Raw genomic sequence first — 25,792 nt, forward strand, 5'->3', positions numbered from 1 at the left:
AATCCAACGACCTATCGGTGGGGCGAAGTGGGGGGACCCGGTGGGGCAATGTGGGGAGGATCCGGTGGGGCGCCCAGAAAACCGGGGCAGAAACAGACAACCGTCGCCCACACTGAAGGGACCGCGCAACGACAGAGGCGGCGCAAAGACAGAGGCCGCACATCCGGGTGGGATGTGCGGCCTCTGCCGAGTCTGTGACTGTCTGGGTTGTCGCGGCGGACTATTCCTGTTCGAAGCGCCGGTTGAAGCGTTCTTCCATGCGGACCGACAGGCTGCGCTTGCCGGGATTGCCAGATCGGCCGCCCCGGGCGCCTTTACCCTTTGCCGGCCCGGCGGCGCCACGGGAGGGCGGGCCACCTCCCCACAGAGCAAGCAGACCACCACTGAACATGACCAGGAAGCCGATGAGGCTGACGATCGGGAAACCCCCCACCTTGAGGCCGATCGCCAGGCCTCCGACAAGCAGGACCAGGCCGATCACGAACACGGCGAACGCCTGCAGCCGACGCCGTCCGTCAGCTTTCCCGAGACGCCGGCTCTTGACGCTCGACGCGAACTTCGGGTCTTCGGCATACAGAGCGTTCTCGATCTCTTCGAGCATCCGCTGCTCGTGCTCCGAGAGTGGCACCGACCCTCCTTACTCCTGCTGATCGTCCGCCCCCGAGTCGTCCCGGAGGTGAAGTGTCATGCCGCGACCTGATGTACGCGGCCGTACGATTCCATGATACGAGGTCATAGCCCCCACGACCACAACTACATCAGCACATCCACCACGCCAGGCATGTCCACCGGCTCTCGTGGACTGCGAGGCAGGGAACGTCCGGGGACGTGGCCGGATCCGCGTGAGGTAACACGGCCGTCATGCAGTATATATGCCCGCCGACTGTTGATGCGCCAGCTTGCCCTGCTCATAGGCCACAACGAGACGTTCGGCCCGGTCGAACAGATCCAGCACCTCGCGTCGCAACGATTCGAGATCCCCGGCGTCGACGGTGCGCGTGAGCCCGGCCTCGATATTCATCCGCGTAGATGACCTGTCCTCCATCCGCTGCGCGGCCCCGGCCAGCTCGGGAATCACCAGGGCGATGCGCTTCCACGCGCTCCGCGATCCACGCCGCGCACGGACCGGGACCACCCGCGGTTCGAAGACAGCCAGCGCCGCACCCGCCGCGCGCAGGGCCGCGAGGTAGTACTGCCGGAACCGCTCGGGTGCGTCGGGGACCGCGTCCGCGTTGCCGAACAACATGTGAGCCCTCTCGAGCATGCCCCGTGCGCGGTCGACGATCACAGGGTCGATGACCACCTGCCTACCAGGCATGTCACACCTCCCTCGAACCCGGAACACCGGCCTTGCTGGGCCACCGGGCACATCATCACAGCCGGTTACGACATTCGGCTCGGGACGCCGGTGGCCGTGCGCGGTGTGGTGATGCGGCGCTTCCCTCGCCCATCACCACACCGCGCACCGCATTCGCCGCGCACGCACCGCGTATGGACCTGCGTCCGTGTTGTGACGCGGACGCGTGCGCGACATGATGTCGAGGAGCTGATGCGCGGCTTGCGGAGGCCAGAACATCGAACACCCGTTCGACATATTCAATATAGCCAGACATCCGCACACTGACAAGGTGCGGCGGCCACGTCGCGACCGGAGAGGACGCCACACCGTGACGGTTCGTCTCGTCAACCTCCTCGGGCAGGATTCCAGGATCTGGCTCGAGCCCGCGCTCGACGTCTACGTCACCGCCATGAACTATCCGAGCGGCACGCAGGCCCATCGCGCCCCCCTCTGGCGCGAACACATCTCCCGCCCCGGCTGGCGCGCCGTAGGTGCCATCGCAAAGGTGACACCGCAGGAGGCCGCGACGCCGTGGGCCGTCGCACGCCGGATGCGCGCACCCGTCGCGATGGCCGACAACGAGATCCTGGTCGGCATTGCTTACGGCTACCGTGGCGCGGGCGACCAATGGTGGAATCAGCAACTGCGGCAAGGACTCCGACACGCGGGCGCACCCACCGAGTACATCGAGCGGGTCACCGCCGACTACTTCGAGCTGACCGAACTGCACGTACATCCCTCGGCACAGGGTGGCGGCATCGGCAGGCATCTGCTCACCCGGCTGCTGGCCGACCGCCCCGAGGCATCGGTTCTGCTGTCCACACCGGAGAACCCGGCGGGCCCCAATCGTGCGTGGTCACTGTATCGGCAGATGGGCTTCGCCGACGTCCTGCGCCATTTCACCTTCGCCGGGGACCCGCGGCCATTCGCCTTCCTCGGCCGGCCACTCCCCCTGCTCGACGCCACGGAACCCGCCGCCCGCCGCTGAGCCGGACCCCGGCGAGCAATCGTATAGGTAATGCTAGCCTTACACCTTGCTGTGTCCGTTTCTAGCAGTTGTGTTCGTTCTGCGAGCCGCCTGTGTCCCAATTCGCTCCGCGGAGCACTCGTGAAAGGCGATCGAGGCCGATGCTTCGTGACGTGACGTCGTCGGGAACCGCGCGAAGGACGCGCCGCCGAACACGTGCCGGCGCGGGAATCCTCGCAGCGGCCGCTCTCGCCTCTGCCCTGCTGGCCGGATGTTCGGAGGAGAAGGACGAGATCCCCGAACCCGTCGACGGCCGCGTCAGCGCGAGCAACGACGGCACCGACTTCGAGCCGTGCACCGGCCTGAACGCCACGGGTGTGGGTGAACTCGGCTTCGACAGCAGAACGTGGACCGACGTGTCGATGAGCGGAGGCGGGCCTCGCGGTTGCCGGGCGACCAACGAGAAGGAGACCGTCACCCTGCTGGTGCTCGACGCCCCGCCACAGGTGCTCTATCCGCGCTCGGTCGCCGAGTGGGTGGGCAACGACCAGGGCTCCAACATCGACAAGTACCGCTTCCGCAACGCCCCGGCCTGCGCCGCGGTGACCTACGCCGACGATTCGGTGGTCGTGGCGGCCGTGTCCAACGACGACCCGGAGGCCGTCGAACCGAAGGATCCGCGCTGTGGCAAGGCCGTCGCGGTCGCCCGGGAGGTCGTCGGGAAGCTCAACGCCCCCACCGTGAAACCGAAGTTCGGCGTGACCGCCGACGACACCTTCGACCTGGCGTACACCCACGCCCTGCAGATCGGGCGCCTCCCGCGGGAGACCAGGGTCGAGGTCGCCGACATCGTCGACGGGGCGGGGCGCATCCGCCCGTTCGTGGACATCGTCGCCGACTCCGATTCGGCCGAGGACCAGATCACCCTGATCGAGAAGTCCCTCACCGACGACTGACCCGCGGTCACCGGCCGAAGACGGCCGCCGCCATGGCGATCTCGTCGGTGTAGACGGCGTCCAGGCCCAGCGTCGCGGCCCGCGACAGACGAGCGTTGTCGTTGAGCAGCGACCCGAACGCCAGGATCCCGCGCGTGTGCGCCGCCGCCACCGCGTCGGCGGTCCACCCCTCCGGGGGCGAGTTCTGCGCGTCGATCCGGTCTGCGGCCAGCGAGTCCAGGTAGTGATCGTGATCGAAACCCGCCGCGCCGGATGCGCTCGGTGGCCTCATGCACCAGCCGGACCGCCGGTTCGTGGGCGCGGAGTGAGCGCAACAGGCCCCGGTCCTCATGTACGAGCCACATCCGTTCCACCGCACCCGCGGCCCGCGCCACCTCGATCGCCGGCAACGCCGCATCGACCACCTTCACGTCGAGGCTCAGCTCGAACGCGGTGCCGAACATGCGGTACAGGTCGGCAAGCCGGAGCACCCCGACGGACCCGAGCGCGTCGGCCGACAACAGCGCCGGTGCCACCGGCACCCCCTCGATCAGGCGGACCACATCGTGGATGAGGACCGGTTCGCCGTCGCGCGAGAGCCGGATATCCGACTCGAGCTGAACGCCGGCCCGCAGGGCCCGAGCGAACGCGGCCGAGGAGTTCTCCCGTCCACCGTGGTCGGCGCCGCCGCGGTGCGCGAACACTAGCGTCACAGCCGACGATGCTGCCAGCGGCACCGGCCCGGCGCAACGAAGCCGATGACCGCCCCCGGGCGCCTGGGTACGGACCACGGGCGCATCTGGCACGATGATCGGGTGCACCTGTCCCCCGGTACCGTCACCGCATCCAGCGCCGTCGCCGGCGCTTCGGCATCCCGCACGAGCACCCCGCCTCGGACTCCCAGACGGATCGTCGCCGTAGTCGCGCTCGCCGCGCTGCTGATGTGTTCGCCGTTGCTGACGGGGTGCCTGGAGCGGTCCACCACGGTCGGTGATCGTTTCTCCGGTTCCATCGTCGCCGCCTCCTCCCCCGACAATCCGGCCGGTACACCGCAACTCGACGTCCCCGACTCGATGGCCGACCAGGTCAGCGTGTCCGAGTTCAGCCAGGACCCCAAGCAGGACACCGGCTCCGCCGCGAGCGACGACGACAAGAACCCGTCGGCGAAGCTGCGGCTGGCCGGCACCAAGGCGTCGTTCGTGGACCTCACCATGGGACAGCTGGCGCAGCTGAGCAATGTCATCGCCGACTCGTTCGGCGACACCGGCGTCAGCGTCGACCTGTCGGCGACCCGGCGCGACGATATCGTCCGCTTCCGGGGCACCGCAGACCTGACCGGGCTGCTGCCGAGCCGCGACTACCTGGAACTCAACATCACCTTCGGCGGGCCGATCAGCGCGACCAACGGTGAGCAGCTCAGCGACGCCTCGGTCACCTGGTCCCCGACCGTCGGCAAGGGCGCCGACTTCACCGCCGACGCCGAGTACGCCGACCCCGCCACGGCGGCGCTGCCGAGCTGGTCGGCCTTCTTCGGCCTCATCTGTCTGCTCACCGTCGGCGCCGTTGTGCTGCTCGCGTACCGTTCGCGCAGCACCGCGCCCCGGCCCGGCAGGCCCGCACCGTCCGCGGCCGGATCGACCGGCACCCGGTCGACGGGCACCCGGTGACCGCGCCTCACCAGCGTTCTCACACCTCACAATCGGTCATCACCGGCATCGCCGCCGCCCTCATCGGGTACACCAGCACCTTCGCGGTGGTCCTCACCGGCCTGCAGACCGTCGGCGCGGACCGTCGGCATGCGGCCACCGGCCTGGTCGCGCTCTGCTTCGCCATCGGCGTCGTCAGCCTGACGCTGAGCAGCCGGTACCGGATGCCGCTCACCATCGCCTGGTCCACACCCGGGGCGGCGGTCCTGGTGAGCGCCGGACAGATCACCGGTGGCTGGTCCGCCGCGGTCGGCGCGTTCATCATCGCGGCGCTGCTGGTGGTGCTGACCGGGATGTGGCCGCTGCTCGGCAGGCTGGTGGCCGCCATCCCCGCCCCCATCGCGCAGGCCATGCTGGCGGGCATCCTGCTCGACCTGTGCCTGACGCCCGTGTCGGCGGTCGCCGAGTTCCCCGCGCAGGTCGTCCCGATCCTGGTGGTGTGGCTGGTGACGTTCGCACTTTCCCCGCGCTGGGCGATCGTCGCGGCCTTCGTCACGGCGATGGTGGTGGTCGCCTATGACGCGATCACCGGTGACGTGCCGGTGATCCACTGGCTCCCCGAGGCCGGGCCCACCATGCCCTCGGTGACCTGGTCCGCGGTCGTCAGCATCGCGGTCCCGCTGTACATCGTCACCATGGCGGCGCAGAACGTGCCCGGCGTCGCCATCATGAGCTCGTACGGATACACCGTCCCGTGGCGGCCGGCGCTCACCGCGACGGGCGTGGCGAGCGCGGCGGCGGCGCCGTTCGGCGCCCACGCGGTCAACCTGGCCGCCATCACCGCGGCCCTGCCCGCATCCGACGAGTCCCACCCCGATCCCGCACAGCGGTGGCGCACCTCGGTGACCCTGGGCCTGTCGTACCTGGTCCTCGGAATCACCACCAGCGCCCTGATCAGTTTCCTGTCGGTGGCACCGACCGAGATCATCGCCACCGTCGCCGGCCTGGGTCTGCTGGGCACGCTCGGCTCGTCGCTGCGCTCCGCGCTCGCCGACGACACGGTGGCCCGGGCCGTCGACTGCCGCACTGCTGCCGTCGTCACCTTCGTCGTCGCCGCCTCGGGCACCACCCTCGCCGGGATCAGTTCATCATTCTGGGCCCTGATCGCCGGCCTGGTGGTCTACGGCGTTCTCGGCGCCGGCTCGAAAGCCCGCTGAGCGCCGCAGGCAGGACCCACGAAGCGGTCGCCGAACTCTAAGTCGTCGCCGGGACTGCGGCGGTGACGTCGACGCCGAGGCGGGCCAGGACCTCGGTGCTGGCCTTGGCGAAGTTGAGGCTGCAGAAGTGCAGGCAGGGGGCGCCCTCGGCGATGAGCCGCTCCGCCCACTCGGTGGCCAGGTCGATACCGACCGCGCGCACGGCCGCCCGGTCCTCCTGGTCTCCGGTGCCGGCGGCCGCGGCCAGGCGGGCCTCGACGTCGACCGGGATCACCGACCCCGACAGCGACACCATCTTGCGCACACTGGCCAGCGAGGTGATCGGCATGATGCCGGGGATCAGCGGTTTGGCCGCCTGCTCCGGATCGGCCGCGGCCAGCCGGTCACGCAGCCGCAGGTAGTGCTCGACGTCGAAGAAGACCTGGGTTATCGAGTACTCGGCACCGGCGCGCAGCTTGCTGACCAGTGCCTGGGTGTCCTGCCGGAGGTCGGGTGCGCGGTGATGTCCCTCGGGGAACGAGGCGACGCCGACGTGGAAGTCACCCAGGTCGCGGATCAGCCGGACCAGTTCCTCTGCGTAGGTGAGCCCCCTCGGGTGCCTGACCCACTCACCCAGCGGGTCGCCGGGCGGGTCACCACGCAGCGCGAGGATGTTGGTGATGCCCTGCGCCGCGTACGCGCCCACCAGCGACCGCAGTTCGTCGATGCTGTGGTTGACGGCGGTCAGGTGGGCAACGGGCAGCAGCGTGGTCTCCGCCGCGAGTTGGCCGGTGATCCGCACGGTGCGGTCCCGGGTCGAACCACCGGCGCCGTAGGTCATCGACACGAAGGCCGGACCGAGGCGCTCGAAGGTGCGTACGGCACGCCACAGCCGCTCCTCGCCCTCGGCGTCGCGCGGCGGCATGAACTCGACCGAGAACGGGATCCGGCCACGATGCGGCGCCGACAACCGATCCACAATGGAGGGGGACGTCGAATTGGTGGTCACCGGGACATCATACGGAACGGTCCGGAATGTCCGCCGGACCGGACGGCTAGCCTGATAGCCGTGACCTCCGCGCACCCGGTAGATCAATTCGCCATACCGTCCGGCCTCGACGACGTCCCGGCTGCCGTCGGCGGCGTCCTCGATGACTTCTTCGGCCGGGTGTTCCCGCATGCCGCGGCCATCGACCCGGTGGTCGGCGAGGCCGCGACGATGCTGCGCGAGTTCACCATGAACGGCGGCAAGCGGATCCGGCCGACGCTAGTGTACGCGGGCTGGCGGTGCGGTGTCTCCGAGCGGGACCGGTTGCGGCCCGGTGACGGCGACAATCCGGCCGAGGCGCTGCGGGCGGGTGCGGCGATCGAACTGATCCAGGCCTGCGCCCTTGTCCACGACGACATCATCGACCGCTCCGACACCCGTCGCGGCCGGCCGACCATCCATCGGGAACTCGAGTCGACGCACGCCGACGCGGGCTGGTCGGGAAGTCCCGCCGCGTTCGGGGTGGCGGGGGCGATCCTCATCGGCGATCTCGCGCTGTCGTGGGCCGACGACCTGTTCCACGGCGTCGGTGTCGCCGAGGAGATGCCCGCCGGACCGTTGCGGCGCGGCGCGGCCCGCCGGGCGGGTGCGGTGTGGGCGGCGATGCGCACCGAGGTGCTCGGCGGCCAGATCCTCGACGTGGTCAACGAGAGCCGCGGCAACGAATCGGTCAGCGCGGCCTACCGGGTGATGGAGTTCAAGACCGCCGCCTACACGGTGGCCCGGCCGCTCGAACTCGGCGCCACCCTGGCCGGCGGGTCGGTGGAACTGATCAACGCCCTGCGCAGCATCGGACACGACCTCGGAATCGCCTTCCAGCTGCGCGATGACCTTCTCGGTGTGTTCGGCGACCCCGAACAGACCGGCAAGCCGTCCGGCGACGACCTGGTCGCCGGAAAGCGCACCGCGCTGATCGCGGTCGGGCTCAACCGCGCGGGGGCCGCGGTGGGCGGCGAACTGCGCGGTCTCATCGGCCGCGAACTCTCGGCGGAGGAATTGGCCCGGGCCCGGGAGATCCTCGTCGACGTCGGTGCGGTCGCCGACATGGAGCAGCGCATCGACCATCTCGGCGAGCGCGCCCAGGCCACGATCACCGCGCTGAACACCGACGATTCGGTACGCGCCGAATTGTCCGCCCTGGGACATCGTCTCGGGCACCGGCAGCGGTGACGGCCCGCGAGGACCGCCATGCGGTGATCGTCGGGGCCGGGCTGTCCGGGCTGACCGCGGCGCTGCGGCTGCGGGGCGCGGGATACCGCGTCACGGTCGTCGAACGCGACGCCGCCCCGGGCGGTCTGGTCCGCACCGAAACACTCGCGGACGGGCCGCTCTACGACACCGGCGCCACGGTGCTCACGATGCCGGAACTGATCGTCGAATCCCTCGGTGAGGTGGGGATTCCCGCCGACGACGCGTGGCGGCGGCTGGATCTGGTGCCCGTGGACCCCACCTATGTGGCGACGTTCGCCGACGGCTCCGAGCTGACGCTGCCGCGGGGCGCCGAGGCCATCGAGGCGGAGATCGCCGCACGGCTCGGGGATCGCGAGGCCGCGGGTACCCGGCAGTTGTTCGGTTGGCTTCAGCGGCTGTACGACGCCGAGTTCGGGACCTTCATCGACCGCAACTTCCACCGGCCGGGTGACCTCGCCGATCGGCGCACCCTCACCGACGCGGCGACGCTGATCCGGCTGGGCGGACTCGCCAGCATGTCCTCGAAGGTGTCCTCGTTCCTCTCTGACGAACGACTACAGCGGCTGTTCACCTTCCAGGCACTTTATGCGGGTGTGCCGCCGCAGCGGGCCGCCGCCATCTACGAGGTGATCGCGCAGATGGACATCGGCCGGGGGCTGAGCCATCCGCGGGGCGGGATCGGCCGGGTCGGCGCGGTGCTGGCCGAGGCGCTGGTCGAGGCGGGCGGTGTGCTGCGGCTGTCCACGGCTGTGTCCCGGATCGTCACCGACGGCGGCGCTGTGAGCGGTGTGGTCGCGGGCGGTGAGTTCATCGCCGCCGACGCCGTGGTCGCTACGATTGCGCCGCCCACGGTCGCGACGCTGCTGGGCCGCCGGATGCCGCGCGGACCGCGCTGGCGCCGGGTGCGGTACTCCCCCAGCGCGGTCGTGGTGCACGGGACCGTCCCCCGGTCGGTGACCGAAACCTGGCCCGGCCATCACCACACCCTGAGCTTCGGTGCGGCGTGGGCGGAGACGTTCGAGGATCTGACCCGGCGGCCCGGCAGGCTGATGCGGGATCCGTCATTCCTGATCACCCGGCCCGCCTTCTCCGACCCCGCCGGGTACACCGCCGACGGTGCGTCGGGGCAGGTGGAGGCCGTGTCGGTGCTGGCGCCGTGTCCCAACCTGGATACCGCGAACCTGGCGTGGGAGGCGATCACCGGCCCGTACGTCGCCGAATGCCTGCGCACCCTGGATGGCCGTGGCTTCGCCGGCATCGCCCACCGTCTGGACATCGCCCGGGTCGATACGCCCCATACCTGGGCCGAGGCCGGACTACCCGCGGGCACCCCGTTCGGCGCCGCGCACACGCTGACGCAGACCGGTCCGCTGCGCACCCCCAACAAGTGGCCGTCGCTGCCGAATCTGTTGCTGGCCGGCTCGGCCACCATCCCCGGGGTGGGGATCCCCCCGGTTCTCCTCTCCGGTCGCCTCGCAGCGGCCCGGGTCCTCGAATCCTGGGACCGCCGGTGAGCACCGCCCGGATCCTGTACCTCGGTGCGCTCGGGTCCGCGCTGGTGTGCCTGGGGAGTTTCGGGATGGGCGATCTGCCCCGCAACTCGCCGGTGGTGACGGATTCGGGATGGGCGTGGGTGTCGTACGGGCACGGAAAGACGTTGTCGTCGATCGTGTTCTGGGCCGGCGTCGGTGCGATGGTGTTTGCGTGGATACGCCTGGGCAGGCGAATCCGGTACGGCACAGGGGACATCGGCACAGGGGACATCGGCACAGAGGACATCGGGAACACCACGGAGGACGACGCCCTCAGTGTGCGGTCGCTGCGGCGCGCGGCACTGCTGTGGGCGGCGCCGCTGGTGGTGGCCGCGCCGCTGTACAGCCGCGACGTGTACGCCTACCTCGCCCAATCCGCCCTTCTGCGTGAGGGTTTCAATCCATACACCGACGGCCCGGCGCACTACCCGGGGCCGCTCCTGGACAGCATGGCGCAGGTGTGGACCGCCACCACCGCCCCGTACGGGCCACTGTTCATGGGACTCGGCCGGGCCGTCGTCGAGATCACCGGCGACCACGTGATCCTCGGGGTGCTGGCGATGCGGCTGGTACTGCTGCCGGGCTTGTTCCTGGCGCTGTGGGCGATCCCGCGCCTGGCAACACATTTCGGAGCGTCACCGCAGTCAGGACTGTGGCTGGTGCTGTTCAACCCGATGGTGCTGATCCATCTGATCGGCGGCCCGCACGTGGAACTGCTGATGATGGGGGTGCTGGTCGCCGGCGTGGTGCTCGCCCTGCAGGGCAGGCACATCGCGGGTCTGGCGGTACTGGGGGTCGCCGTGTCGATCAAGGTCACCGCGGGTATCGCGGTCCCGTTCGTGGTGTGGATCTGGTTGTCGCACATCCGGCCTGAACGCGAGTCCGCCGACACAACCAGGACGGCCCCCGGCGCGTCAGGTTCAGACCGGGTGCGGGCGTTCGCCGCCGTCGCGGCGGTCCCCGGCGCCGTCTTCGGTGCGTCGACGCTGGTCCTGGGCCTCGGGGTCGGTTGGCTGCACGGTCTGAGCTGGGCCGACCGGATCATCAACTGGTTCACCATCCCGACCGCGGTCGGGCACGTGGTGACCTGGGTTGCCGCGCCGTTCACCGCGCTGAACCTGCAGGAGGTGCTGCCGGTCACCCGCGGCATCGGCTCGGTCTGTCTGGCGCTGATCCTGGTGGGCCTGTGGTGGTGGGGCCGCCACGACGAACGCTCCGCGGTGACCGGGATGGTCCTGGCGATGCTGGCGGTGCTGCTCCTGGAACCGTCGACGCTGCCCTGGTACTACACGTGGGCGCTGTGCCTGGCGGCGGCGCTCACCTTGTCCGACCGGATGCGGATGACGGTGGTGGGAGTGTCGACGTTCATGCTGGTGGCGTTCCAGCCCGACGATTCGATCTGGTTCTACCGTCCGCCGTACCTGATTCTGGCGCTGGCAGTTTCCGCTCTCGCCGCGGTGTCGCTGACCCACCGCGATCCGCTGCGGCTGGGCCGGATCGTGCGCACCTCCCCGCCCACGGCAGCGACATGAACGGCAGCGACATGAACGGCAGCGGCATGAGAGGTCGCCCGGCGTCGGGCGCGGCCGAACGCGGCTATCGTCGCGGTGCCGAACTCACCGCCCGGCACGGCCGCACCTATCACCTGGCGGCATCGCTTCTGCCGCAGGACAACCGGCGCGCGGTATACGCGCTCTACGGTTTCGCCCGCTACGTCGATGACATCGTCGACGCCCCCGGCGACGGCGATCGGCTGGCCGAACTGGACCGTGCCGAGGCCCTGCTGGACCAGGCGATGGAGCCGGGATCACCCGAGCAGGGCGGTGTCGGCGATCCGTTGGCCGAGATCGTCGCCGCCCTCGCCGACACGGTCCACAGGTTCGGCATCCCGGTGCGCACATTCGATGCGTTCCTGCGCTCGATGAGGATGGACGCTCCCGGTTCCCCGCTGTTCCGCAACCGGTATCGCACCCTGGCCGATCTGGCGGACTACACCGACGGTTCGGCGGCGATCATCGGCGAGCAGATGCTCCCGATCCTCGGGGTCAGCACCCCCGACGCACGGGTCACCACGGCGGCCCGTGCGCTCGGCGACGCCTTCCAGCTGACGAATTTTCTGCGGGATGTGGCCGAGGACCTGGCCCGTGACCGCATCTACCTTCCGCTGGACGAACTGCAGGCCTTCGCTGTCGACGAGGAGCATCTGCGGCACTGCCACGCCTCCCGCACGACATCACCGGAGTTGCGGCGGGCACTGGCGCATCTGATCGCGGTCAACCGCGACATCTACCGGCAAGCCCGGCCCGGTATCGCCCTGCTCCCCCGCCGGGCGCGTCCGGCAATCGCCGTCGCCGCGGCCGCCTACGCCGAGATCCTCTGCGAGATCGAACGTTCCGGCTACGACGTGATGTCGACCCGCGCCGTCGTCCCCACTCCCCGCAAACTCAGGGTCGGAGCATCGGCCCTACTTACCCGATAACCAAACACCGCGATCCGCGAGCGCAGCGAGCGGGCGCAGAACTACGGTCCGGAGGGCCGTCGTGTTCTGGACTGAGGAGCGCGAGGGAGCGTGCGACCGAGTGCGACGAGGGAAGAACACGACTCCTGGCCCGCAGGACCCGCGATCCGCGGAGCGGTCGCCATGTCACAGCGCGAGGGCCTGGGCGCGTCTCATCACCTCGCGGGCGGAGTGGGTGTGCAGCGCTTCGGCGGGGTGCATGCCGAGGTCGTCGATGGTGGTGAACATCCAGTGCATGGCCTCGTCGCGGCTGAAACCACCGTCGAGGAGGATGTGGACGAGGCCGGTGTAGTGCTTGGCGATGCCGGCGTCGTCCATGAACAGCGCGGGGATGGCGGGTTCGCCCGAATGGGATACCGCGAACAGGTTGTGGTCGCGGATGAGGGTGCGGACCCGGCCCGCGGAGACGCCGAGGTGTTTGGCGACCTGGTCGACGGTGAGGGTGTCGGTTCCGTCCGGCAGGGCGGTGTCCGCGGTCAACGGTAGTGATGCCACAGCACGAGGATACCGTGCCACCGGTAGATTCTTCCCCTGTGACAGCTTCCCCTGATCCGCTTATCGGCACATCCCTGGAGGGCCGGTATCGCATCGATGCGTTGATTGCCCGGGGCGGGATGTCGGCCGTGTATCTGGGCCTGGATCTGCGTCTGGGCCGGGCGGTGGCCATCAAGGTGATGGACGCGCGGTACGGGGCCGATTCACTGTTCTTGCGCCGCTTCGAGTTCGAGGCCCGCGCGGTTGCCGGGTTGCGGCATCCGGGGCTGGTCGCGGTATACGACCAGAGTGTCGACGCCGGGACCGCGTTCCTGGTGATGGAGCTGGTGGAGGGCGGCAGTCTGCGCGAGTTGCTGCGCGAACGCGGCCCGATGCCGCCGCATGCGGTGGTGGCGGTGGCCGATCCGGTGCTGGGTGCGCTGGGGACGGCGCACCGGGCGGGTCTGGTGCATCGCGATGTGAAGCCGGAGAACGTGCTGATCTCCGACGCCGGCGAGGTGAAGGTCGCCGATTTCGGGTTGGTGCGGGCGGTTGCCGAGGCGGGTGTGACGTCGGCGAGCGTGATCCTGGGGACTGCGGCGTATCTGTCGCCGGAGCAGGTGGAGTCGACGACGGCGGATGCGCGCAGCGATGTGTACTCGATGGGCGTGATGATCTTCGAGATGCTGACGGGCCGGACACCGTTCCGGGGTGACACACCGCTGTCGCTCGCCTATCAGCGGCTCACCTATGACGTGCCGGCACCGGGCGATGTGATCACCGGGGTGCCGCCGGAGCTCGACGAGATCGTGTTGCGGGCCACCGAACGCGCTCCAGCCAATCGCTATCCGGACGGTTTCGCCATGCAGGAAGCGATTCTGACGATGGCCGACGAGCTCGATCTGCCACCGTTCACGGTGCCCGCGCCACGCCGGTCGGCCGAGCGCATGATCGTGGCGCGCAATCGTGCGGTACAGACGCAACCGCACGCCCCGTCGGGGTTGTCCGCTGCCCGCCTCGCCCCCGGTGTGGCGGCGGTGGCCGGGCGGCCCGGCGACGGCCCGGCGGCCGATCCGCGGTCGATGCCGGCGGCGTTTCCCGATGCGGCCGCGCGCGGAACCGGGGAACCTCAACCGGAGCAGGCAACGCCTGACGACGCCCCGGCGGGAGCCGCAGGTACCCGCGACGCCGAACCCGCCAGCCCTCTGGCACAGCTCGATGAGGGAGCATCGGCGCTGGCCACAGCGATGTGGCTGATCGCGGTGGTGCTGTGTGCGCTCGGTGTGGGCGGTATCGGCTGGTGGGTCGGGGGCGGCCTGTTCCACTGAAGTCCGCCCGCCACCCGCGGTGGTGACGCGGGCGGCGGGCGGTGGGTGAAGCGAGTGGGGGCCCGGATTCAGCCGCGCAGCATCTCCGCGACGAGGAACGCCAGTTCCAGCGACTGCTGCGTGTTCAGCCGGGGGTCGCAGGCGGTCTCGTACCGGCCGGCGAGGTCGACGTCCGAGATGTCCTGGGCGCCGCCGAGGCATTCGGTGACGTCTTCTCCGGTGAGTTCGACGTGCACGCCGCCGGGGTGGCTGCCGAGGGCCCGGTGGACCTCGAAGAAGCCCTGCACCTCGTCGACGATGCGGTCGAAGTGACGGGTCTTGTAGCCGGTCGAAGACTCGTGGGTGTTGCCGTGCATCGGATCGCACTGCCAGATCACCTTATGGCCGGTGGCCTCGACGGCTGCGACGATGGGGGGCAGCACCTCGCGCACCTTGCCGTTGCCCATCCGGGCGACGAGGGTGAGGCGGCCGGGGGTGTTGTGCGGGTCGAGCTTCTTGACGTACTCGACGGCCTCTTCGGGGGTGGTGGTGGGCCCGATCTTCACCCCGATGGGGTTGGCGATGAGTTCGGCGAACGCGATGTGCGCGCCGTCGAGCTGCCGGGTCCGCTCACCGACCCACAGGAAGTGCGCCGACAGGTCGTAGAGCAGCGGCTCGTCGCCCTTGGGGTGGTCGGCCAGGCGCAACATCGCCCGTTCGTAGTCGATGACGAGCGCTTCGTGGGAGGCGAAGATGGCCGCGCTCTTGAGGCTCGAATCGGTGACACCGCAGGCGTCCATGAACCGCAGTCCGCGGTCGATCTCGGCGGCCAGGGCCTCGTACCGGGCACCGGCCGGGGAGGTGCGGACGAACTCGCGGTTCCAGTCGTGGACCCGGTAGAGGTCCGCCTCGGAACTGGTCAGCGCGCGCACCAGGTTCATCGCGGCGGCGGCGTTGGCGTAGGCCCGGACCAGTCGCGACGGATCGTGCACCCGGGCGCGCTCATCGGGTTCGAAGCCGTTGACCATGTCTCCGCGGTAGGAAAGCAGGCCGAGCGAGTCGGTGTTGGCCGAGCGCGGCTTGGCATACTGTCCGGCGATGCGGGCCAACTTGACCACGGGGACACTGGCGCCGTAGGTGAGGGCGACGGCCATCTGCAGCAGGGTGCGGATGTTGGCCTTGATGTGGGGCTCGGTGTTGGCGGCGAAGGTTTCGGCGCAGTCGCCGCCCTGCAACAGGAAGGCGCGGCCCTCGGCGACCTCGGCGAGCTGCGCGGACAGCGATTCGACCTCGGCCGGCATGCAGATCGGGGGCGCGCTCTCGAGCACGGTGCGTATCTTGCGCGCCTCGTCCTGCGGCCAGCTCGGCTGCTGCAGGGCCGGACGGCTGATCGCGTCGTCGAAACGCGCCTGCAGGTCCCCGGGAAGCGGGGGCAGCTCGGGAAGCTCGTCAATAGGAACGTCTACGGTCCAGTTCACCACCAGACAAGGGTAGACGACCTGTCCTGGCCGCCCGGCCACCGGGTTTACCGGCGGAACGTGACGAATCCGGCGTGGTCAGCGGCCGGCGTAGCCGGCGGCCTCGATGGCCTCCCAGCGGCGCAGGTTGTGGCGGGCATCGCTGAGGGCGTCGTGCGCGTCGTCGGGCGCCGGCGGCAGAGCGGGCTTCCCCGCCGATTCCCAGTGCTGTTTGAGTTCACGGGTGAACCGCGGCATCGGCCGCGGCAGCGCGGTCATGCTGCCCCACAGCTGACAGATCGCGACGTGGTCGTAGGCGCCGATCCAGGCCCACAGTTCGATGTCCGAGCCGTCGGCGGTGAGGAAGTCGAGCAGGTCGTCGCGGATGGCGCGGCGCGACCGCCACGCCTTCGACGATGGCGACGGCAGCTTGGGCAGCACGTTGGCACGGACCCAATCACCGGCCCGGCCAGGATCGAATTCGGTTGACACCGCATAGAACTCGCGGCCATCCTCAGCGACGACGCCGACCGAGACCAGGTCGATAGTGCTGCCGTCCTCGATGAACTCCGTATCGTAGAAGAACCTCATGCCGCGGGTGTCACGCCGCCGCCGGGGTACTGCCCCGGCCGTCGCCGCCACCGTCGGGAGACGAATCTGGCTGCGCCGGCTTGTTTTTCAGCGACGCGGCATAGACGTCGACATACTGCTGTCCGGACAGCTCCATCAGGCTGTACATGATCTCGTCGGTGATCGCGCGCTCGATGAAGCGATTCCCCTGCAGCCCGTCGTAACGCGAGAAGTCCAGCGGCTTACCGACTTTCACAACGATCTTCGCGGGCCGCGGCAGGATCGATCCGGGCGGGTTGAGCTTGTGCGTGTTGATCATTGCGACCGGGATCACCGGCACCCCGGCGTCGAGCGCGATCCGGGCCAGGCCCGTCTTGCCCTTATAGAGCCGGCCGTCGGGTGACCGGGTGCCCTCCGGGTACATACCCATCAGCTCGCCCTTCTCCAGCTGACGGCGGGCGGCGGTGAGCGCGCCCGCAGCCGCCTCGGCACCCGAACGGTCGATGGGGATCTGCCCCACCGCGGTGAAGAACCACTTCTGGAAGCCGCCCTTGAGGCCGGTTCCGGTGAAGTACTCGCTCTTGGCGAGGAAGTAGATCCTGCGCCGCACCATCAGAGGGAGGAAGAAGCTGTCCATCACCGCGAGGTGATTGCTGGCGAGAATGGCCGGGCCGTTGTCGGGGATGTTCTCCAGGCCCTCGACCCGCGGCCGTCCGAGGACACGCAGAATCGGGCCCAGAAAGACGTATTTGAAGAGGTAGTACCACATTCCCCGTGCTCCCTGTCGCCGCGCCGTACCAACCCCCGAAACATTACCCGCCGCCGGACCCGGTCACCCGGCGACGTCCGCCACCCTATGGCGAGCCCGGTTCGCCGAGGGTGCGGACCGGCGTCGGGGCGGCCACGGTGACGAACCGCGGGTCGGTGGCCCCGATCCCCTGCCGGGCGACCTCCGCCGCCCCGATGACGCCCGCGGCCTCGCCGAGCTGGGTGCCCCGGATCCTGGCCAGCTGCCGGTATCCGGCGCCGGTCACCAGCCGGGCGTAGTGTTCGCGCGCCTCGTCGAGGAACAGGCCCGACGAGGCGCCCACACCGCCGGCCAGCACGATCAGGTCCGGGTCGAAGATGTCGGCGATCATGGCCAGCCCCTGCCCCAGCGACAGCGCGAGTTGCGAGTAGGCGGCCACGGCGACGGCGTCACCGTCGGCGGCGGCCCGCGCGACCCGCCTGCCTGTCAGCGAACCAGGGTCCGCGGCGACGTCGGCGGCGAGCGCGCTGCGGCCCCAGTCGCCGTCGGCCAGCAGCTCGATGACGGTGTCGACGAGTGCGGTTCCGCTGCAATACCGTTCCCAGCAGCCGGCCTTGCCGCACGAGCACCGGCGGCCCCCGGGCACGATCGTCAGATGGCCCAGCTCCGGGGCCACCCCGAAACTTCCCCGGTAGATCTCTCCGTCGAGGATCAGGCCGGCGCCGATCCCGGTGCCGATCGCCAGCACCAGCGAATTGTGGCCGCGAGCGGCCGCGCCGTACCGGAACTCGGCGACGGCCGCGGCGTTGGCGTCGTGTTCGGTGAACACCGGCAGCCCGATCCTCGCGGACATGTCCGCGGCCACCGCCGCCTCGCGCCACGGCAGGTGCGGCGCGAACCTGACGATCTGTCGGTCCCGGGTGAGAAAGCCGGCGATGGCCAGGCCGACCGCCTTGACCGCCCATCGCGACACCAGTTCGCCCACCAGCCTGTCGAGGCAGTGTTCGAGCGCGTCGGCCGTCTGCGGGGTGGCCGCGCGCAGCGTGTCGAGCATCGCGCCCTTGTCGTCGACCACCGAGGCACGGACGCTGGTGCCGCCGATGTCGATACCGATCGTCAGGGCCGTCATCACTTCTCCTCCGGCGAGCCGGCCCGCCCGCCACGATCGATGCGTACCGAGATCGGCGCGTACGCGGTGTGCGCCCGCGCCGACGCCTGTGGCTGTGCCTGCGCCGATTGCAGCGCCCGCACCACGGCCTCGAGGACGGCGATCAGCGCGGTCAGGAGTCGGGCGAGCAGATCGCCGAGTTCCACCAGCAACTGCGCGATCTCTCCCGATGCCTCGGCGAGATACTCCCCGATCGGGACCTGGGCGCCGAGCCGGTCGCCGGCGCCGGGTGCGCCCGCGGCGAACGCGGCCGTTCCGGGTGAGAAGCCTGTGGCACCGGACGCGGTGTCGGTGGTACCGGGGGCTGCGGCCGCCGGGCGCGCGGCGGGGTGTCCGGGTGGGGCGAACACGGACGCGATGGTGTCGATGTTGGCCGCCAGACTGAGCAGTAGCTCGCGGACGACGTCCGTCCCGCCGGCCGCATCACCGGCCGAGGAGCTCTGGTGGGTTCCCCCGGCGTCCTCACCGTTGCTGGTCATCGTCTCTCGCGATTCCTCACGTGTCCGGCCGGGGTTCCCGGGTTCCCCAGATGTCTGTGCGCCGACACCGAAGTCGGGGTTGCGGTGCCCTGTCTGCAGTGTCCCTGTCTGCAGTGACCCTGTCTGGGTCCTTGTGGTCGGCATATTATGTGTCCCCGGTCCGTGGGAACGAACCGCCTGGTGATCGCGTGCCCCCGACCGGTGTGAACACGCTACACCGCGAGCCGCTCCCGCACGGCGAAACCGCGACCGGCAGAAGGGTTATCTGACCGGCCACACCGCCGGATCGGGAGCGAAGACGACGCGTAATCGGTCATCGTCCCACTGGGCGTCGACCGCGTCGCAGCGCCGCAGCACCGATGGCAGCCGCACCGGATAACGGAAACCGTCGATGGTGACCAGCAGATCGTCGTCGGCGCGGCCCAGCCGCAGGGTATCCGGGTCGGGCAGGCGCTGGCGCCAGACCAGCTCAAAGCGGGAGTCCAGTCCGGTGCCGGACAGCGTGCCGACCTTCGCCGTCGACGATCCCTGACCGACACCCGACGGCTCATCGAGCGTGACACCGAGTTTGCGCAGACGGGCGGGCCGGTCGAGCGGGGTGGGGGCGGTCGCCACCTCATACACCCGCACGCCGTCGGATTCGTCGGCGGCCAGGACCTCGCGGATCCCGGCGACCACCGGGTCCGGCCCGGTGCCGGGACCCTCGTCCCCGGTTGCTCCGAGTCCGGTGCGGTTGATCACCACCGAGCGCAGCGCCAGGCCCATCAGGTCGATGGTCGCCAGCGAGGACTCCAGTAGATCGGCACCCCGATCGTCGGCGGTCACCACCAGCGTCACCGCCGCACTCGTCGGGTCGCAGATCAGCTCGGCCACATCCAGACAGTCGGTGTCAATCGCGTCGACCGCTGCCGAAAGTTGCGCCAGCACAGGACGTTCGGCTGCCGCGGCGATGCGCAGATGCCGGGGCCAGAGCCTGTTGATGATCTGGTGCAGCACCGACGGTGCCCGCAGGAACACCATCGGATCGCCCGCGCCGGAACAGTCGAGCACAATCCGCCGCCAGCGTCCGGAGGTCGCCTCGTCGCGAACCCGCCGAAGCAGCAAGAAGTCCTCGATGCCGGGTAGCTGGACCAGCTCGCCCGGATCGACACCCGCGACGACGCCCACCCCGGGGAGTTTGATCGCCGAGCGGGCGGTCGCATCGGACAGGATCGCGCTGAACTGCGCCCAGGTCTCCTCCAGCAGTGCCAACCGGTCCAGTGACAGCAGGTACAGTCCGTCGGACACCGGGACGACCTCATTGGGGCGCCGGAAGACGCCCAGCCGCTGCGCGGTCCGGGACAGCCGGTCGAGGGTGATCAGCAGCGTGTCGTCGTCACCGTTGACCGGCCGCAGCACCGGCGACCCGGCGGATCGCCTGCCGCCCGGACGCCCGGACCCCGCATGGGCCAGGCCGAGTACGCCGGCGGTGGCCACCGAGGACACACCGGACCCCGCCGGACCGAGGACGATGTGGATGGGCGTCAGATCGATCAGCCTTCAACCCTCTTCTTCAACTCGTTGAGCGCGATGTCGGTGATCGCCTTCTCCGCCCGGCGTTTGAGCTGCCCGATCATCGGGACCAGGAGGTCGACCATCAGCTCGTAGGTGACCTTGGTGGAACCGGGAACCTGCTGGCTGAGCACGTACCGGCCGCGCTGATCGCGCTGCAGGTCGCTGCTCACCAGGCGCCACGACACCTCGGTGCCGCCGGCGGCCCACTCATAGGCCAGGACGTAGGTGTCCTGCAGGACACCGGCATCCAGTTCGAACCGGACCTGCGCGGCCCGCCCGTCGGGAAGGGTCTGCAGGACCTCGACCGTACGCGCCGCCGACACCCACTCGGGATAGCGCGGGAAGTCCGAGATCACCGCCATGATCCGATCCGGATCGGCGCCGATGACGACGGACTGCTCGGTCCTGTCGGCCATTAGGCCGCTCCGGACCACGGGGTGGCCGGGGAGCCGACCTCGCGGCCCCGTTCGAGCCGGTCCTTGACCTCGAACGACATGATCTTGCCCGCCACCCGCCGGGCCTTGTTGAGGTCGGCGAGCAGATCCATGAGCGCACCGGGATCGGCGGGCAGCGCCTCAACGGGCTCGGCGTGGAGAAAGTAGTGCAGGACGAATCCGTCGAGGACCGACTCGCACCAGATCTCCATCGTGCCGGTCACCGGTCCCGAGATCTTCCACCGCACGCCCTGCGCGCCGCGGTCCTCCACGACCTCCAGCCGCAGATCCGGCCACCAGCGTCGCCACGACGCCTTGTCACCGACCACATCGGCCGCGGATCCGGGGGCTGCGGCGACAAACGTCTGGTCCGCCACCTGAATGCTCGTCACACCCCATAGCTTCACATATCCCCTCACCGACCGGGTAGACACCTCGCCAAGTTGAGGGTTATGCCCGGTACACCCGATACAGGGAGATCGAGGTCGACTGGTTCTATTCACAAGTACACAGCGAGTTCGGTGACATGGATCATAGGGTTACGATTCGAGATGACCGGCACGGCACCGTGAAGAAAGGCCCCCCTTGACCACCGAATACAGCGTTCCCGCCGATTTCACGATCGCCGGCGACGCGAACTGCACCGACATCATCTTCGACATCGCTGCACGATCCCCCGGCCAGGCGGTCTTCCTCGACAAACGCGGCACCCAGTGGGTGCCGGTGTCGGCATCCGACGTCGCCGCCCGGATCACCGCGCTGGCAAAGGGATTCATCGCGGCCGGTGTCCAGCCCGGTGACCGGGTGGCCATCCTGAGCCGCACCCGCCTCGAATGGATGCTCATCGACGTCGCCATCTGGACCGCGGGCGGCGTTCCGGTCCCGATCTACGATTCGTCATCGGCCACCCAGATCGAGTGGATCCTCACCGACTCCGGGGCCACCACCATCGTCCTCGAAGACGCGGGCCACCGCGCCGAGTTCGACGTCGCCCCGTCGGCCGCCGGTGTGCGTGCCTTCCAGATCACCGGAGGCGACGGCCCCGGTGCCATCGAGGAGCTGGCAGCGCTCGGCGCGGACGTCAGTGACGACGAGGTCGCCGCGCGACGCGCGACGGTACGCGCGGACTCCCCCAGCGTACTCATCTACACCTCCGGCACCACCGGACGGCCGAAGGGCTGCGTGCTCACCCACTCCAACCTGCTCTCGGAGTGCCGCGCCGCACTGTCGACCGGTATCGGCGAGAAACTCGAACCCGGCAAGCGGCTGCTGATGTTCCTGCCGCTGGCACACGTTCTCGCGCACGCCATCACCCTGGTGGCCATCGACGGTGGCGCCGCGGTCGGTTTCACCTCCGACATCAAGAACCTGGTGCCCGAGTTCGGCAACTTCCGGCCGTCGGCGATCCTGTCCGTGCCACGCGTCTTCGAGAAGGTGTTCAACACCGCCCGCCAGGGTGCCCACGACGGCGGCAAGGGCAAGATCTTCGACCTCGCCGCCGACACCGCGATCGCCTTCTCCGACGCACAGCAGAACGGCGGCGCGAGCCTCGTCCTCAAGCTCAAGCACACCGTCTTCGACAAACTCGTCTACAGCAAGCTGCGCACCGCGCTCGGCGGTCAGTGCGAGATGGCGATCTCCGGCGGTGCCCCGCTCGGCGCACGCCTCGGTCACTTCTTCAGCGGCGTCGGCATCCCGGTGTACGAGGGCTACGGCCTGACCGAGACCACCGCGGCCTTCAGCGTCAACACCCCCGGAGCGACGAAGATCGGCACCGTCGGCAGGCCGCTGCCGGGCAACAGTGCCCGCATCGCCGACGACGGTGAGATCATGCTGCACGGCGGTGTCGTGTTCGACGGCTACTGGAACAACCCGACAGCCACCGAGGCCGCCGTCGAGGACGGCTGGTTCCACACCGGCGACATCGGCACCATCGACGACGAGGGCTTCCTCAAGATCACCGGCCGCAAGAAGGAACTCATCGTCACCGCCGGCGGCAAGAACGTCTCGCCGTCGGGCCTCGAAGACGTGATCCGGGCGTCGGCGCTGGTATCGCAGGCACTCGTCGTGGGTGAGGCCAAACCGTTCGTCGGTGCTCTCGTCACCATCGACGCCGAGGTGTTTCCGTCGTGGAAGGAACGCACCGGCAAGGCGGCCGACGCGACCGTCGCGGACCTCGCCGACGACCCCGACCTGCGTGCCGAGATCCAGGCCGCGGTCGACGAGGCCAACCTGACGGTCTCGCACGCCGAGGCGATCAAGAAGTTCCGGATCCTGCCCACCGATTTCAGCGAGGAATCCGGCGAGATGACCCCCACCCTCAAGGTCAAGCGCAACGTCGTCACCGAGAAGTTCAGCGCCGACATCGAAGCCATTTATAAGAAGAATTAGCGCACCCACGACTATCGGCCGCGATTCACGAGCCTGCGAGCGGGCGCAGTACAACGGTCTGAAGGGCTGTCGTGTTCTGGACTGACGAGTGAGCCGGGTGAGCTTGCGAGCCCGCGTGAACGAGGAGGGAAGAACACGACTTCCGGCCCGCAGGACCCGCGATCCGCGAGCCTGCGAGCGGGCGCAATACTAGAGCAACTGTTGGAGGCGGGCGGCCATGTGGCGCCATTGCCAGTGGTCGACCGCGAATTCACGGCCGGAGTAACCCATTTCGCGCAGGGTCACCGGATCGTTGAGGAGTGAGACGAGGGTGGCGGCCAGTCGGCCGGTGTCGCGGCCGTTGACCACGTGTCCGGTGATGCCGTCGCGGACGGTTTCGGGTGCACCCCCGGAATCACCCGCGACCACCGGGATCCCGGAGGCCGACGCCTCCAGGAAGACGATGCCGAGTCCCTCGACGTCCAGTCCCCTGCCGCGGGTGCGGCAGGGCATGGCGAACACGTCGGGCATGGCGTGGAAGGCGGCGAGGTCGGCGACGGGAACCGATCCGGCGAACAGCACGTGGTCATCGACACCTGTCGCGGTGGCCAATTCGTGCAGTTTCTCCGCGTAGGGTCCGCCGCCTGCGATGACAAGCATCACTTCGGGCACGTCCCGGATGACTGCGGGGAGGGCCCTGATGAGGGAGTCCTGGCCTTTGCGCGGCACCAGCCGCGACAGACACAGGATGGTGGGCCGCTCCCCGATGCCGAGTTGCTGCCGGATGCGTTGCCGGGCCTGTGGATCGGGGGCGAACCGCTCGATGTCGACGCCCGGCGGCAGGTACTCCAGGGCCGCCCGCGGCCCGAAGGCCGCCGAGAAGCGCCCGCGCGTGTATTTGCTGACGTAGGTGATCGCGTCGGTGTTGTCGCCGATGAACCGCAGCACCTGCCGGGCCAGCGGCAGCATCGACCAGCCCACCTCGTGCCCGTGGGTGGAGGCGATGATGCGCTGGGCTCCCGCCCGGCGCAGTGCGGGGGCCAGTACGGCCAGCGGCGCGGCCGCACCGAACCAGACCGTGTGGATGTCGTGGTCGCGGACCAGGCGCGCGGCACGGCGTGCCACCAGTGGCGTGGGCAGCATCAGGGTGGTGCGGTGCCGGATCACGGTGTACGGCGCGCGTGCGTCGAACTCCTCGCACCCGCGCCATCGGGGGGCGTACACCACCACCTCGCCGGGAGGCAGGCGGTCGACAAGGTTCTCCAGATACGACTGGATGCCGCCGGGACGGGGCGGAAAGTCGTTGGTGACCAGTAGGGTCCGGCGCATCAGCCGGCCTCTTTGACCAGCCAGCGCCGCCACTGGGTGACCAGGTCGCCGCTGGTGATCTTCAGTTCCGTGGAGAGGGCGGCGTCGGCGACGGCCGCGTCACCCGCCGCGGCCTTGCGGTAGAGAGACTTGAGCTTGTCTTCGCCGAACCGGGTCGCGATGAATGCCCACAACGACCAGGCGGACTGGTAGGCCAGGCCCGCGCGCGGCCCGGACACCGCGAAATCCGCGTCGGCGGGCAGGGTGCGTGGCCCGGACCCCGAGCGGACCGCGGACGCGAGGTCGGGTGCGGCGTCCGCCAGCCGACGGTAGGTGTCCTTGCGGCCGACGTATTCGGCCAGGCCCTCGGTGACCCACAGCGGCGCCTTCGCCGAGGTGATCGACCGGGTCGCGACGTGGGTGATCTCGTGACGCAGCACGACGCCGAGCGCCGGCGGCGGTATCTGTTGGGCGTTGGGGGTGAGCACGATCCGCTGGCCCCGTACGGTCTTGTCGGCGTCGATCCCGGTGAACACCGTCGCGGCGGCCGCTGCACCGTCGGCGTCGGGGGCACCCGACACCTGGGTGAACTGCCTGCCGGTTCCGGTGGCCACGACGACCACCTTGCGCGGCCACTCCACGCCCCAGAACGCCTCCACCGCGCGCACCGCGCCCGGCAGGAGCCCGCGGGCCCGCTCGACGGTGTCAGCGGTGCCCGGGTAGGACGCGATCACTGAGGTGCCCCCCGCGGTCGGCACGTCATCGACACGCAGCCCGGCGAGTTCCCACAGCATGGTGGCCGGCGCGTTCCCGCCGATCAGGGTGGCGTCGCCGACGACCTTCCAGTCGTCTTCGTAGCGTGCGACGACCATCTGTTCGTTGACGACGAGCTCGGGCTCGTCGACGCCGGGGGCGCGGGCGCCGCCCAGCGCGTAGTGCAACTCGACCGGGGCCACCCATACGTCGGAGCTGCCCTGGTCTGTCAGCTTGTCGGTGATCGCCTCGGGCGCCTGGGTCTCCGCCTCGTCGGACAGGACCAGTTGGTACCGCAATTTCGCGAGGCGCAGCGCCGAACCGCGAGAGTCGTCCGGCATCGGCCGTGCGGGCGTCGAGCTGACCGGTCCCGACTGCTTCGGCGCCGTCGACCGCGGCGTCGCAGAGGTGGACGTTCCCCCTGCGCCCCGACGGCCCGGGTTATCCGGCTCGGTGGACGACGGACCAGGGCTTTGCGTCGGCCCGGCACTTGGGGAAGGAGCAGACGACCGGGTGGTTGTTGAGGTTGCCCGGGGCGGGCGGGTGCCGAAGTTGGCGGCGGCCGTTTCCAGCCGCGTACGGAAGGCCGGTGTCGCGCTCGCGTCGATCAGCCCGGCCAGCGTCTTGGTGTCACCGGTGGCGAGAGCCGTGGACAACTTGTCGAGCAACGCGGTGACCCCGTCGGCGCGCTGCTGCTCGTAGACGTTCGCATTGGTCGTGGTGGTGGCGGCACCCGACGGGATCGGCAGCTTCCCATCGTCGCCGGAACATCCCGCGAGGAGTGCGGAAGCCACGAGA

26 protein-coding genes and 1 pseudogene are annotated in these 25,792 nt (G+C 69.6%); 11 read left to right on the forward strand and 16 right to left on the reverse strand.

Annotated features, from left to right (window positions below; translation table 11 throughout):
• Nucleotides 1-220: 220 nt before the first annotated feature.
• Nucleotides 221-628 carry an SCO2097 family morphological protein gene (locus tag GOAMR_RS10550; protein WP_005186849.1) on the reverse strand — a complete coding sequence of 136 codons (408 nt, stop codon included), beginning with the start codon at nucleotides 626-628 and terminating at the stop codon, nucleotides 221-223.
• 231 nt (nucleotides 629-859) lie between these two features.
• Nucleotides 860-1,318 (reverse strand): SAV_6107 family HEPN domain-containing protein, encoded by a 459-nt coding sequence (locus GOAMR_RS10555; RefSeq protein WP_005186852.1) that lies wholly within the window; start codon nucleotides 1,316-1,318, stop codon nucleotides 860-862.
• Nucleotides 1,319-1,667: 349 nt separating this feature from the next.
• On the opposite strand from GOAMR_RS10555, the gene GOAMR_RS10560 reads away from it, so the two are divergent.
• Nucleotides 1,668-2,327, forward strand: coding sequence for a GNAT family N-acetyltransferase (locus GOAMR_RS10560; protein WP_005186859.1), 660 nt, complete (start codon nucleotides 1,668-1,670; stop codon nucleotides 2,325-2,327).
• Nucleotides 2,328-2,467: 140 nt separating this feature from the next.
• Complete coding sequence (locus GOAMR_RS25335) at nucleotides 2,468-3,262, forward strand: hypothetical protein (RefSeq protein WP_005186862.1); 795 nt, start codon at nucleotides 2,468-2,470, stop codon at nucleotides 3,260-3,262.
• Nucleotides 3,263-3,269: 7 nt separating this feature from the next.
• Here GOAMR_RS25335 and GOAMR_RS25340 read toward each other — a convergent pair whose 3' ends face one another.
• Nucleotides 3,270-3,533 carry a hypothetical protein gene (locus GOAMR_RS25340; protein WP_005186864.1) on the reverse strand — a complete coding sequence of 88 codons (264 nt, stop codon included), beginning with the start codon at nucleotides 3,531-3,533 and terminating at the stop codon, nucleotides 3,270-3,272.
• A 58-nt stretch (nucleotides 3,534-3,591) separates the two neighbouring features.
• Between GOAMR_RS25340 and GOAMR_RS25550 the strand changes: the two genes are divergently transcribed.
• Nucleotides 3,592-3,948 carry a hypothetical protein gene (locus GOAMR_RS25550; RefSeq protein ID WP_005186868.1) on the forward strand — a complete coding sequence of 119 codons (357 nt, stop codon included), beginning with the start codon at nucleotides 3,592-3,594 and terminating at the stop codon, nucleotides 3,946-3,948.
• On the opposite strand, the pseudogene GOAMR_RS25880 reads toward GOAMR_RS25550, so the two are convergent.
• Nucleotides 3,862-4,062 (reverse strand): annotated as a pseudogene (locus tag GOAMR_RS25880) (hypothetical protein); the annotation flags it as partial. The gene GOAMR_RS25550 and the pseudogene GOAMR_RS25880 sit on opposite strands and share 87 nt — an antisense overlap.
• Between GOAMR_RS25880 and GOAMR_RS10580 the strand changes: the two are divergent.
• Nucleotides 4,000-4,908 carry an LppM family (lipo)protein gene (locus tag GOAMR_RS10580; protein ID WP_005186871.1) on the forward strand — a complete coding sequence of 303 codons (909 nt, stop codon included), beginning with the start codon at nucleotides 4,000-4,002 and terminating at the stop codon, nucleotides 4,906-4,908. The pseudogene GOAMR_RS25880 and the gene GOAMR_RS10580 overlap by 63 nt on opposite strands.
• Nucleotides 4,905-6,104, forward strand: coding sequence for a benzoate/H(+) symporter BenE family transporter (locus tag GOAMR_RS10585; RefSeq protein ID WP_005186874.1), 1,200 nt, complete (start codon nucleotides 4,905-4,907; stop codon nucleotides 6,102-6,104). The genes GOAMR_RS10580 and GOAMR_RS10585 overlap by 4 nt, the downstream gene beginning before the upstream one ends.
• A 37-nt stretch (nucleotides 6,105-6,141) precedes the next feature.
• Here GOAMR_RS10585 and GOAMR_RS10590 read toward each other — a convergent pair whose 3' ends face one another.
• On the reverse strand, nucleotides 6,142-7,092 hold the full coding sequence (locus GOAMR_RS10590; RefSeq protein ID WP_040514950.1) for a methylenetetrahydrofolate reductase: 951 nt from the start codon (nucleotides 7,090-7,092) through the stop codon (nucleotides 6,142-6,144).
• A gap of 60 nt (nucleotides 7,093-7,152) precedes the next feature.
• On the opposite strand from GOAMR_RS10590, the gene GOAMR_RS10595 reads away from it, so the two are divergent.
• From GOAMR_RS10595 to GOAMR_RS10610, 4 genes are all read left to right on the forward strand, one after another.
• The gene (locus tag GOAMR_RS10595) at nucleotides 7,153-8,301 is read left to right on the forward strand and encodes a polyprenyl synthetase family protein (protein WP_005186882.1); all 1,149 of its coding nucleotides are present in this window, start codon (nucleotides 7,153-7,155) and stop codon (nucleotides 8,299-8,301) included.
• Nucleotides 8,298-9,836, forward strand: coding sequence for a phytoene desaturase family protein (locus tag GOAMR_RS10600; RefSeq protein WP_005186884.1), 1,539 nt, complete (start codon nucleotides 8,298-8,300; stop codon nucleotides 9,834-9,836). Before GOAMR_RS10595 ends, GOAMR_RS10600 begins: the two co-directional genes overlap by 4 nt.
• A gap of 65 nt (nucleotides 9,837-9,901) precedes the next feature.
• On the forward strand, nucleotides 9,902-11,386 hold the full coding sequence (locus GOAMR_RS10605; RefSeq protein ID WP_244427385.1) for an alpha-(1->6)-mannopyranosyltransferase A: 1,485 nt from the start codon (nucleotides 9,902-9,904) through the stop codon (nucleotides 11,384-11,386).
• Nucleotides 11,383-12,333 (forward strand): phytoene/squalene synthase family protein, encoded by a 951-nt coding sequence (locus GOAMR_RS10610; RefSeq protein WP_005186888.1) that lies wholly within the window; start codon nucleotides 11,383-11,385, stop codon nucleotides 12,331-12,333. Before GOAMR_RS10605 ends, GOAMR_RS10610 begins: the two co-directional genes overlap by 4 nt.
• 165 nt (nucleotides 12,334-12,498) lie before the next feature.
• Here GOAMR_RS10610 and GOAMR_RS10615 read toward each other — a convergent pair whose 3' ends face one another.
• A complete protein-coding gene (locus tag GOAMR_RS10615) occupies nucleotides 12,499-12,867 on the reverse strand; it encodes an Rv2175c family DNA-binding protein (protein WP_040514951.1) in 369 nt (122 codons plus the stop codon).
• Between GOAMR_RS10615 and GOAMR_RS10620 the strand changes: the two genes are divergently transcribed.
• Complete coding sequence (locus tag GOAMR_RS10620; protein ID WP_373278774.1) at nucleotides 12,861-14,174, forward strand: protein kinase domain-containing protein; 1,314 nt, start codon at nucleotides 12,861-12,863, stop codon at nucleotides 14,172-14,174. The two genes, GOAMR_RS10615 and GOAMR_RS10620, sit on opposite strands and share 7 nt — an antisense overlap.
• A gap of 68 nt (nucleotides 14,175-14,242) precedes the next feature.
• Here GOAMR_RS10620 and GOAMR_RS10625 read toward each other — a convergent pair whose 3' ends face one another.
• From GOAMR_RS10625 to GOAMR_RS10660, 8 genes are all read right to left on the reverse strand, one after another.
• On the reverse strand, nucleotides 14,243-15,634 hold the full coding sequence (locus tag GOAMR_RS10625) for a class II 3-deoxy-7-phosphoheptulonate synthase (RefSeq protein ID WP_005186891.1): 1,392 nt from the start codon (nucleotides 15,632-15,634) through the stop codon (nucleotides 14,243-14,245).
• Nucleotides 15,635-15,709: 75 nt separating this feature from the next.
• Nucleotides 15,710-16,201 carry a polyadenylate-specific 3'-exoribonuclease AS gene (locus tag GOAMR_RS10630; RefSeq protein WP_005186893.1) on the reverse strand — a complete coding sequence of 164 codons (492 nt, stop codon included), beginning with the start codon at nucleotides 16,199-16,201 and terminating at the stop codon, nucleotides 15,710-15,712.
• Between the two features lie 10 nt (nucleotides 16,202-16,211).
• Nucleotides 16,212-16,949, reverse strand: coding sequence for a lysophospholipid acyltransferase family protein (locus GOAMR_RS10635; RefSeq protein ID WP_005186895.1), 738 nt, complete (start codon nucleotides 16,947-16,949; stop codon nucleotides 16,212-16,214).
• Between the two features lie 85 nt (nucleotides 16,950-17,034).
• Nucleotides 17,035-18,057 carry an ROK family protein gene (locus GOAMR_RS10640; RefSeq protein WP_005186898.1) on the reverse strand — a complete coding sequence of 341 codons (1,023 nt, stop codon included), beginning with the start codon at nucleotides 18,055-18,057 and terminating at the stop codon, nucleotides 17,035-17,037.
• Nucleotides 18,057-18,575: a hypothetical protein gene (locus GOAMR_RS10645; protein ID WP_005186901.1), complete on the reverse strand. Its 519-nt coding sequence runs from the start codon at nucleotides 18,573-18,575 to the stop codon at nucleotides 18,057-18,059. Before GOAMR_RS10645 ends, GOAMR_RS10640 begins: the two co-directional genes overlap by 1 nt.
• Before the next feature lie 261 nt (nucleotides 18,576-18,836).
• Nucleotides 18,837-20,087 (reverse strand): ArsA family ATPase, encoded by a 1,251-nt coding sequence (locus GOAMR_RS10650; protein WP_040514952.1) that lies wholly within the window; start codon nucleotides 20,085-20,087, stop codon nucleotides 18,837-18,839.
• 20 nt (nucleotides 20,088-20,107) lie between these two features.
• Nucleotides 20,108-20,545 carry an SRPBCC family protein gene (locus tag GOAMR_RS10655; RefSeq protein WP_005186906.1) on the reverse strand — a complete coding sequence of 146 codons (438 nt, stop codon included), beginning with the start codon at nucleotides 20,543-20,545 and terminating at the stop codon, nucleotides 20,108-20,110.
• Nucleotides 20,545-20,970 (reverse strand): hypothetical protein, encoded by a 426-nt coding sequence (locus tag GOAMR_RS10660; protein WP_005186909.1) that lies wholly within the window; start codon nucleotides 20,968-20,970, stop codon nucleotides 20,545-20,547. The genes GOAMR_RS10655 and GOAMR_RS10660 overlap by 1 nt, the downstream gene beginning before the upstream one ends.
• A 178-nt stretch (nucleotides 20,971-21,148) precedes the next feature.
• On the opposite strand from GOAMR_RS10660, the gene GOAMR_RS10665 reads away from it, so the two are divergent.
• On the forward strand, nucleotides 21,149-22,954 hold the full coding sequence (locus tag GOAMR_RS10665; protein ID WP_005186912.1) for an AMP-dependent synthetase/ligase: 1,806 nt from the start codon (nucleotides 21,149-21,151) through the stop codon (nucleotides 22,952-22,954).
• Between the two features lie 189 nt (nucleotides 22,955-23,143).
• Here the strand turns inward: GOAMR_RS10665 and GOAMR_RS10670 are convergent, their stop codons facing one another.
• Nucleotides 23,144-24,262, reverse strand: coding sequence for a glycosyltransferase family 4 protein (locus GOAMR_RS10670; protein WP_005186914.1), 1,119 nt, complete (start codon nucleotides 24,260-24,262; stop codon nucleotides 23,144-23,146).
• Nucleotides 24,262-25,788, reverse strand: a complete 1,527-nt coding sequence (locus tag GOAMR_RS10675; protein ID WP_244427382.1) for a gluzincin family metallopeptidase — start codon at nucleotides 25,786-25,788, stop codon at nucleotides 24,262-24,264. The genes GOAMR_RS10670 and GOAMR_RS10675 overlap by 1 nt, the downstream gene beginning before the upstream one ends.
• Nucleotides 25,789-25,792: the final 4 nt, after the last annotated feature.

It is taken from the genome of Gordonia amarae NBRC 15530 (assembly GCF_000241345.1).
Classification (GTDB): Bacteria; Actinomycetota; Actinomycetes; order Mycobacteriales; family Mycobacteriaceae; genus Gordonia; species Gordonia amarae.